At 60.7% G+C, this 7,634-nt stretch carries 7 protein-coding genes and 1 pseudogene; 2 read left to right on the forward strand and 6 right to left on the reverse strand.

Features of this window, described 5'->3' with window-relative positions; genetic code table 11:
- Nucleotides 1-2,374: Tn3 family transposase (locus ACIQ0R_RS09605; RefSeq protein ID WP_395826569.1), on the reverse strand; the 2,374-nt coding region annotated here is incomplete at its 3' end.
- Between the two features lie 173 nt (nt 2,375-2,547).
- On the opposite strand from ACIQ0R_RS09605, the pseudogene ACIQ0R_RS09610 reads away from it, so the two are divergent.
- Nucleotides 2,548-3,602 (forward strand): annotated as a pseudogene (locus tag ACIQ0R_RS09610) (YhcG family protein).
- Between the two features lie 136 nt (nt 3,603-3,738).
- On the forward strand, nt 3,739-4,170 hold the full coding sequence (locus ACIQ0R_RS09615; RefSeq protein WP_395826582.1) for a recombinase family protein: 432 nt from the start codon (nt 3,739-3,741) through the stop codon (nt 4,168-4,170).
- A 57-nt stretch (nt 4,171-4,227) separates the two neighbouring features.
- Here the strand turns inward: ACIQ0R_RS09615 and ACIQ0R_RS09620 are convergent, their stop codons facing one another.
- The 5 genes from ACIQ0R_RS09620 to ACIQ0R_RS09640 form a co-directional block, all read right to left on the reverse strand.
- On the reverse strand, nt 4,228-4,731 hold the full coding sequence (locus ACIQ0R_RS09620) for a hypothetical protein (RefSeq protein WP_395826571.1): 504 nt from the start codon (nt 4,729-4,731) through the stop codon (nt 4,228-4,230).
- A 3-nt stretch (nt 4,732-4,734) separates the two neighbouring features.
- Nucleotides 4,735-5,394 (reverse strand): cupin domain-containing protein, encoded by a 660-nt coding sequence (locus tag ACIQ0R_RS09625; protein WP_395826573.1) that lies wholly within the window; start codon nt 5,392-5,394, stop codon nt 4,735-4,737.
- Nucleotides 5,388-6,503: a flavin monoamine oxidase family protein gene (locus tag ACIQ0R_RS09630; RefSeq protein ID WP_395826575.1), complete on the reverse strand. Its 1,116-nt coding sequence runs from the start codon at nt 6,501-6,503 to the stop codon at nt 5,388-5,390. Before ACIQ0R_RS09630 ends, ACIQ0R_RS09625 begins: the two co-directional genes overlap by 7 nt.
- Before the next feature lie 20 nt (nt 6,504-6,523).
- Entirely contained in the window at nt 6,524-7,186 is a 663-nt protein-coding gene (locus ACIQ0R_RS09635; protein ID WP_395826577.1) for an SDR family NAD(P)-dependent oxidoreductase, read from the reverse strand.
- A gap of 121 nt (nt 7,187-7,307) precedes the next feature.
- Nucleotides 7,308-7,634 (reverse strand): DJ-1/PfpI family protein (locus ACIQ0R_RS09640; RefSeq protein WP_395826580.1); only part of this gene is annotated, 327 nt, incomplete at its 5' end.

Consider the following 7,634-nt stretch of genomic DNA (forward strand, 5'->3'; position numbering starts at 1 on the left):
CCGGGTATTCCTGGACGGTTCCCGGAATGTACAGTTTCGTGTCGCCCAGGTCGCGTATTCGCGGTGCGAAGCGAAATCCGAGCATGTGCATCAGCGCGAACACGTGGTCAGTGAAGCCGGCCGTGTCCGTGTAGTGCTCCTCGATGCGCAAATCCGACTCGTGGTAAAGCAGCCCGTCGAGCACATAGGTCGAATCGCGCATGCCGACGTTGACCATTTTGGTGCTGAACGGCGCGTATGTGTCCGAAATATGGGTGTAGACCATCTTCCCCGGTTCGGCGCCGTACTTCGGATTGATGTGGCCGGTGCTTTCGGCCCGGCCGCCGGCGCGGAAGCGCTGGCCATCCGACGACGAGGTGCTTCCGTCGCCCCAATTCGCGGCGAACGGGTGGCGAAACTGGACATTGACGAGATCGGCCAGACCGGCCGAATACGTTTCGTCGCGGATATGCCATGCCTGCAGCCACGACAGTTTCGAGTAATTCGCACCCGGGCTCGATTCCGCCATCTTGGTCAGTCCGAGGTTGATCGCGTCGGCCAGGATCGCCGAAAGCAGTAACGTCCGGTCTTGGACCTGCGCGCCGCTTTTCAGGTGCACGAAGTGGCGGGTGAACCCGGTCCAGCCGTCCACATCCATCAGCAACTCGGTGATTTTGATGCGCGGCAGAAGATTGCTGCTTTGGTCGATCAGCGCCTGCGCCGCTTCCGGCACGATCGGATCCTGCGGCGTGATTTTCAAGCCTGTGGCGCTGATGATCGCGTCGGGGAGCTCGTTGGCCAGCGCGAGCCGGTTAACCGTGCTCAGTTGCTGGTTCAGCAGCAGCACGCGCTCAAGCAGGTACTGGTCGAGGTCGGGATTGATCGCAATGGGCAGTGCGCGCGCCTTTTGGAGTGCGCTGAATTTGTCCGGCGGCAGCATATAGTCTTCGAAATCCCGGAACTGGCGCGAGCCCAGAACAGAGATATCGCCAGAGCGCAGGGCATTTTTCAGTTCCGAGAGCGCACAAATTTCGTAGAAACGGCGATCGACGCCCTCGCGGGTGAAGACCAGCGGCTTCCACCGTGTCTTGATGAAGGAGGTCGGGGCATCCTCCGGCACTTTGCGCGATCCGGTCGCGTTCATCTCGCGCACCACGTCGATGGCGTCCAGGACCGCTTGCGCCGCCTTCAGCTTGAGCACGTCCAGGAACTCGGGTGTATACCGGCGCAACGTGCCATATTGCTCCCCGATCAGAGACAGATGGTCGAACGTTTGCGGCTGGGCCAGTTGGGCCGCTTCGGTCACACTTTGTTCGAACTCGCTCCACGGCAGCACTGTTTCGATGGCGGCATACGGATCGCCGCCCGATTCCTTCGCCGCGACCAGCGCCCGGCCAATGCGCGAATACAGCCGCACCTTGTCGTTAAATGCCTTGCCTTGCTTTTGGAACTCCTGCTGATGCTTGTTCTTGGCGGCGCTGAAAAGTTTGACCATAATCCGGTCGTGCAAATCGATCAACTCATCGATGACGGTGGCCATGCCCTCGATCACGAGCGCGACCAGGGTCGCGTAACGTCGCTCGTCCTCGAAATCGCCAAGATCACGCGGCGTCATCTGCGCGCCTTCCCGCGCCATTTTCAGCAGCCGGTTCTGGTGGATCTGGCGGCCGATCCCGTCCGGTAAAGCGAGCGACTGGAATATCTTGAGGCGTTCGATGTGCTCCCGCACGTAGCGGGAATTTGGTCTCAACGGCGACTGACGCAGCCATACCAGCCAGGTGAGATTGATATCCGGCGCAACGTTGAGCAGGTTGTCCAATCCGCGCAGATGGTGCGGCTGCAGCGGTTCCAGCAGTATCCGGTAAATGCGCCGGTTGGCGCGCGTCACCGCTTCCGCGCAGGCCCGCTCAATGACCGACAGTGCCGGCAGAATGATGCGCCGCTGCCGTAATGTGTCCAAAGCTTGCTCCGCGAGTACCAGCCCTTTGTCGGTCTGCATGGCGAGGTCGGCAAGGCTATGCACCAGCGTGCGGAAGTCAGGCAGACCAAATGCGAACAGGCTGAAGTAGGCGCGGAGTTCCTGAAAGTGTTCGCGTCGCGTTTCGTCGCGCGCGCCATACTGAGGCCATGCGGCGGCGTCGCTGCGTATTTGCCGGGCGATCCAGTCGATTACCGGGTCCGGCACCAGCATGTCGCTGGCCAGAGCGTATCCCGGATAACGCAGCAGGCAAAGCTGAACAGCGAAGCCAAGACGGTTGGCGTCGCCGCGACGCTGCCGGATCAGGGATAAATTGGACTCGGTAAAGCTGTAGTGCCGGATCAGATCGTCTTCCCCTTCGGGTAAGGCAATCAGGTTGTCCCGCTCAGTGGCGGACAGAATGGAACGGCGGGGCATGCGGGCTCCTGGGCCATTTGATTGCGCAAACGTTCGTTTGCGCAATCAAATGGCCGCACACGATTCCTATGGCGTTTACAGGGTGCGTAAATGTATTGCATAATGATCGCCATTGGCAATAGGTTTGTGCCGAACGAATTGTATTGAGGAGCAAGCAGGTGGAACCGCAAGACGTGCAAGCTGCAGCAGTGACGACCGGCCTGGTCGGCGACATCCGCGTCCTGATCGGCGAAGCGCGGGCGGGACTGGCCGCCACGGTCAATTCGGCCTTGACCATGCTGTACTGGCGCATTGGCCGGCGCATATGCGCCGAGGTGCTCCAAGGGGAGCGGGCCAGCTACGGCGAACAGATCGTCGCTTCGCTGGCGCGACAATTGGAAGCCGAACACGGGCGCGGTTTTGGTGCCAAGAACCTGCGCCACATGCTGCGCTTTGGCGAGGTGTTCGAGGCCGAAGAAATTGTCTACGCACTGAGTAGACAATTGAGCTGGACCCATTTGCGTAGCCTGATCTACCTCGACGACCCCCTCAAGCGGGAGTTCTATCTGGAAATGTGCCGCAGCGAGGGCTGGAGCACCCGCACTTTACAGGGCCGGCTCGATTCCATGCTGTTCGAGCGCACGGCACTCTCGCGCAAGCCCGACGAATTGCTGACGAGCGAACTGGCGACCCTGCGCGATCAGGGGGTGCTCGGCCCGAACCTCGTTCTGAAGGATCCCTACGTGCTGGACTTTCTGGGGCTGCGCGATCGCTACCTTGAAAAAATCTAGAAGACGCCATCCTGCGGGAATTGGAGCATTTCCTGTTGGAGCTGGGGGCCGGTTTCAGCTTTGTTGCCCGCCAAAAACGGCTACAAATCGACAACAACGATTTTTACATTGACTTGCTGTTCTACAATCGCCGCTTGCGGCGCCTGGTCGCCATCGAACTGAAGCTCGGCGAATTCAAGGCGGCCGACAAGGGCCAGATGGAGCTCTACCTGCGCTGGCTGGTCAAACACGAACAAGAGCCGGGCGAAGCGCCGCCGCTAGGCATTATCCTTTGCACAGGCAAGAACAGTGAACAGATAGAACTGCTGGAACTTGACCAAAGCGGCATTCACGTCGCCGAGTACCTGACCGGCTTGCCGTCCCGGCAATTGCTGGAGCAAAAGCTGCATGAGGCGGTGGCGCTATCGAGGGCGCGGCTGGAAAATCGGCCCGGCCCGGCCGTAACCGAAGTCAAGTAAGAAAGGGCTGCCCCATGCGAATCGGTTATGCCCGCGTCTCCACCCTGGACCAGGACAACACGGCACAGATCAAGGCGTTGAACGCGGCCGGATATTCGAGGAGAAGGCGTCGGCGGGCCGTTGGGACCGTCCAGAACTGAGCCGCCTGCTCGATCAGTTGCGCAAGGACGATGTGCTGGTCGTCTGGAAGCTCGACCGCCTGTCACGCTCACTCAAGGAGGTGCTGACCCTCATGGAGACTGTGGAAAAGGCGGGCGCGGGATTCCTCAGCCTGACCGAAGCCGTCGACACCACGTCGCCGGCCGGGCGCATGATGATGCAGATCGTGGGATCGTTCGCCGAGTTCGAGCGCGCCATGCTGCACGAACGCACCCGCAGCGGCCTGTTGGCCGCGCGCGCAGAAGGCCGCATCGGCGGCCGCCGTCCCAAACTCACCCCAACGCAACAAAAGGAAATTGTGCACCTGGTCGACTCCGGTCAGAAAACCGCCGCCGATTCGGCACGGCTGTTCAATGTTCATCCGTCCACGGTGGCGCGACTGCTGGCCCGCAACAAACCAACAAACTAGTTGGGGAAGCCGAAAAATCCTTAGTGTACAATTTTCCCGTTTACCCTGCTCTCCCCATCAAGCTTCCCCATTTTCCATCTCAAGCTCATCCAAAACAGTGAGCAGCGGGAAATTCAAATGGTGCATCAACTCCCGCACGAACACCACCGTTGTATAAAAACGTGCCGTGGCGGGAAGCAATTCTTGGGGTGACGATTGCCCCATCGATTGCATCACCAAGCGGCTGAACGTTTGCTCCACTGCATCCACATGCAGCTCGCGGCGTGATCCTGCTGTTACGCCACTGACCTGGGCCAGCTCATGCAGATCAGCCGCGCTTGTGTATAACGGCGCACCGACGGGAAGATGCGTCTGTGCCGCCTGGATATGGTCTTCGGCCCACTCAATGGCGCGCTCCAAGGAGCCTGCGTCCAAGGTATCGCCTTTGAAAAACAGCTCACCCATGGCCTCATGCCCGACCTCAATGCGGGCAAGAACGACGTCACCGGCCTCTCCTCGATCCGGACAACCATGGAACTCTGCCGTGTGTGAGCCAAGCGTCAAGCGTAAAGATGAGACCATTATTTACTCCTTAGTCAAATGTCGTTTTACCCAAATCGTCGCCGTGTCGGAGAGGATGCGCCCATCCAGGCGGGCGCCCGCCGGCAGGCGTAACCAGCTCCAGGCGCGCAAGGTGTCTGCGCCGTCTTGCATCTGCCCTTGCAGCACCAACAATTCTGCGCCGTGGGGAAAAGTTTCTTGCCAGATCTGGTCGCGTTGCCAATATTCGGCAGTGACGGTTTCGCGCGCATCATGTTGCAAGTCTTGGACCAGTACCCCGGGGCGCTGGGCATCGCGGTGTTGGGGCGCGTGACCCAGGTCAACCTCGACAAACCGGCGGTCGTGGGCATCGAATTGGCGCAACTTGACAAAAATGACGGTACCCGGTTGCGAGCCTGGCGTGTGTCGACTGCCCGGTGGATTGCGCACGTAGCGGCCCGCCGGGTGGTCGCCCATTTCGTCTTGAAACACGCCATCGAGCACCAAATACTCCTCGCCCATGTCGTGCGTATGTGCTGGGAACATCGAGCCCTTGGCGTAGCGCACGATGGTGGTGGCCTGCGCCACTTCGTCGCCAATGCGCGCCAGCATGCGCCGCTCGACGCCCGCTTGGGGTGACGCCACCCAGGGCAAATCCTGGGCATGCACCAAGGCACGGATGGTGTTGTCGGCATGGATCAGCATAGGGCCTCCGCACGCCATTCTTGCAGGACCATTTCGGCGGAGCGCGCCGCGCCCTCGAGGTAACCGTTGAAGTCGTCGGCGAATTCGGACCCGGCCAAATAGACCAAACCGTCCCACGGCGCAGGCAGCTTTCTGGGTGGTTGCGTGGGGTGGCTGTTGACCGGCAAGGCATCCGCGGGCGTCGCGGTGTGCGGGTCCTGTGCCCAATCTTTGAGGTGGACCCATTGCGGCTGGGCCGCTTGAGGCCCGAACAATCGGGCGAGCTGTTGCAGGCTGCGTTGAATCAACTCGGTCTCTCCCATTTTGGCGCGCCATGGCGCAGGGATCCCCACAAAACCAAAGAGCGCAGCCGATTGGCCTGACGCGTCGCTGGCATCGTGGATTTCCACCAACGGTCCGGCCTGGCTGGCGCCGTGGCCCGACAAGCCGGCCTCGCGCCAGAAGGGCGCTTTGTAGGAGGCCACCAATTTGGCTTGCCCCGCCATCCACGTGGGCGAGCGCTGCCACTGCGTGGTCAGGCTCGTCGGTAGCTCTGGTTCCCAGCGGATGCGTTCGGCCAAGAGGCGCGGCGGCAACGTGATGATCACCGAGGACCCGCGCCACTCCTGTTGGCCCTGCGGGCCGTCCACAATCACGGCCACCGCGTTTTCAGACTCATGGCGGATCAACGTAGCCTGTGCGTTGAACAACATCTGGGTACGTTCCAGGCGCGCCGTCAGCGCGTTCAAGAGCGCCACCGCGCCCCCTTCCCAGCGCTGGGAAGGGGGTTCTTGCGCGTAAGTCGATTCATTGCGCCGCACATCGTGGTTCTGCATTTCCATGACGGCCGCGCCGCGTTGGTGTTGCGGGAAGAGCTTCAGACCCAGCGTGGCGCTCCAGTGGCTGAGTCGTTCATTTATCCCGGGCCATACCCAACTGGGGCCCAGGTCGACAAACGGTGCGCTGGTGTGAGCGGCATCGCTGAGCACGCGCCCCCCGATGCGGTCGCGCGACTCGATCAACAGCACCGATTGCCCCTGTTGCTCCAACAAGTACGCACTCAGCAGGCCGGCCAGACCCGCGCCGACGACGATCACGGCGTCTGGCGGGGCACTGAAATAAGGGTTCATCACAGGGATCCTTTGCGGATTCAATAACTGCCGCCCTGGGGGCGCAGGTCAAGCTCCTGAGTCCAGGTGCTTTGGGGTTGGTGAAAGAGTTGCCAGTAGACCTCTGCCAAGTCGGTGGGGATCATGCTGCGCCGCTGCTGTGCGGAGCTAAATCGCTGCTGAGTTTTGTCCGACCAGATCAAACCGTCAAGAATGGTGTGAACCACATGGATGCCCTCGCTGCCATGCTCACGCGCCAAACCTTGCGCGAGTCCGCGCAGGGCAAACTTGGCGCTGCTGAACGCGGAAAAGTGGGGCTCCGCCCGCAGGCTGCCTGAGGCACCGCTAAAAATGAGACACCCGCCGCCTTGCGTGCGCAAAAGGGGAATGGCTTGCTGTGCAACATTGACGGCGGTCAAGGTCATCGACCGCCAGACCTGCTCAAACGTTTCTGGCTCGGTCTCCAGAAAGGCACTGCGGTGAAATTGCATGGCGTTGTGAATGACGCCCGCCAGCGGTTTGCTGGGGTCCAGTCCGTTAAAGAGTTCTGCGGTGGCGTGAGCATCGCTCAAGTCGACGTGGGTATGCCCCGCACCGTGTCGAGAGACGGCAATCACGTCGTAGCCGCCGGCACGGAAGCGGTCTTGGATCGCCTGCCCCAGGCCACCGCTGCTGCCGGCGATCAGAATGGTTTTCACTTGCATGGGTGTTCTCCTTTGAGCGAGCATTGGCGGCTGTGTGGCCGCTTGTGAAAGTAAAGATGCCTCGTTTGACCCGCTCAGCACGCTTTTCAGTCGTCGCACCGAACGGGTCAAAATTGCTCGATCAGCTTTGGAGTCGCAAGGCCAAAGCTTCGGCCAGAGGCGGCGCGGAGGCGGGGCTTTGCCCCGTCATCAAAGCACCATCGATGACCACGTTGGCTTCCCAGTTGGTTTTGCTCTGGTACTTTGCACCGCGGCCTTTGAGCTCGTCTTCCAACGAGAACAGGAGGTGTTCGAGCAACTCGATTTCGGTGTCTTCGTCATTCTTGAAACCGGTCAAATTGACGCCCTTCACCAAATACTCGCCGTTGGGCAGTTTCACGTCGCGCAAAATGGCGGGGGCATGACACACCATCGCGATGGGGCGGTTGCTGGTGTAAAAATCCTGGAT

This window comes from Collimonas sp. (assembly GCF_044339385.1).
Lineage (GTDB): Bacteria > Pseudomonadota > Gammaproteobacteria > Burkholderiales > Burkholderiaceae_D > Collimonas.

Excerpts from the sequence above, each read along its gene's own strand:
- ACIQ0R_RS09620 (WP_395826571.1), bottom strand. The coding sequence starts at position 4,731 with ATGGTCTCATCTTTACGCTTGACGCTTGGCTCACACACGGCAGAGTTC.
- ACIQ0R_RS09625 (WP_395826573.1), bottom strand. The coding sequence starts at position 5,394 with ATGCTGATCCATGCCGACAACACCATCCGTGCCTTGGTGCATGCCCAG.
- ACIQ0R_RS09635 (WP_395826577.1), bottom strand. The coding sequence starts at position 7,186 with ATGCAAGTGAAAACCATTCTGATCGCCGGCAGCAGCGGTGGCCTGGGG.
- ACIQ0R_RS09630 (WP_395826575.1), bottom strand. The coding sequence starts at position 6,503 with ATGAACCCTTATTTCAGTGCCCCGCCAGACGCCGTGATCGTCGTCGGC.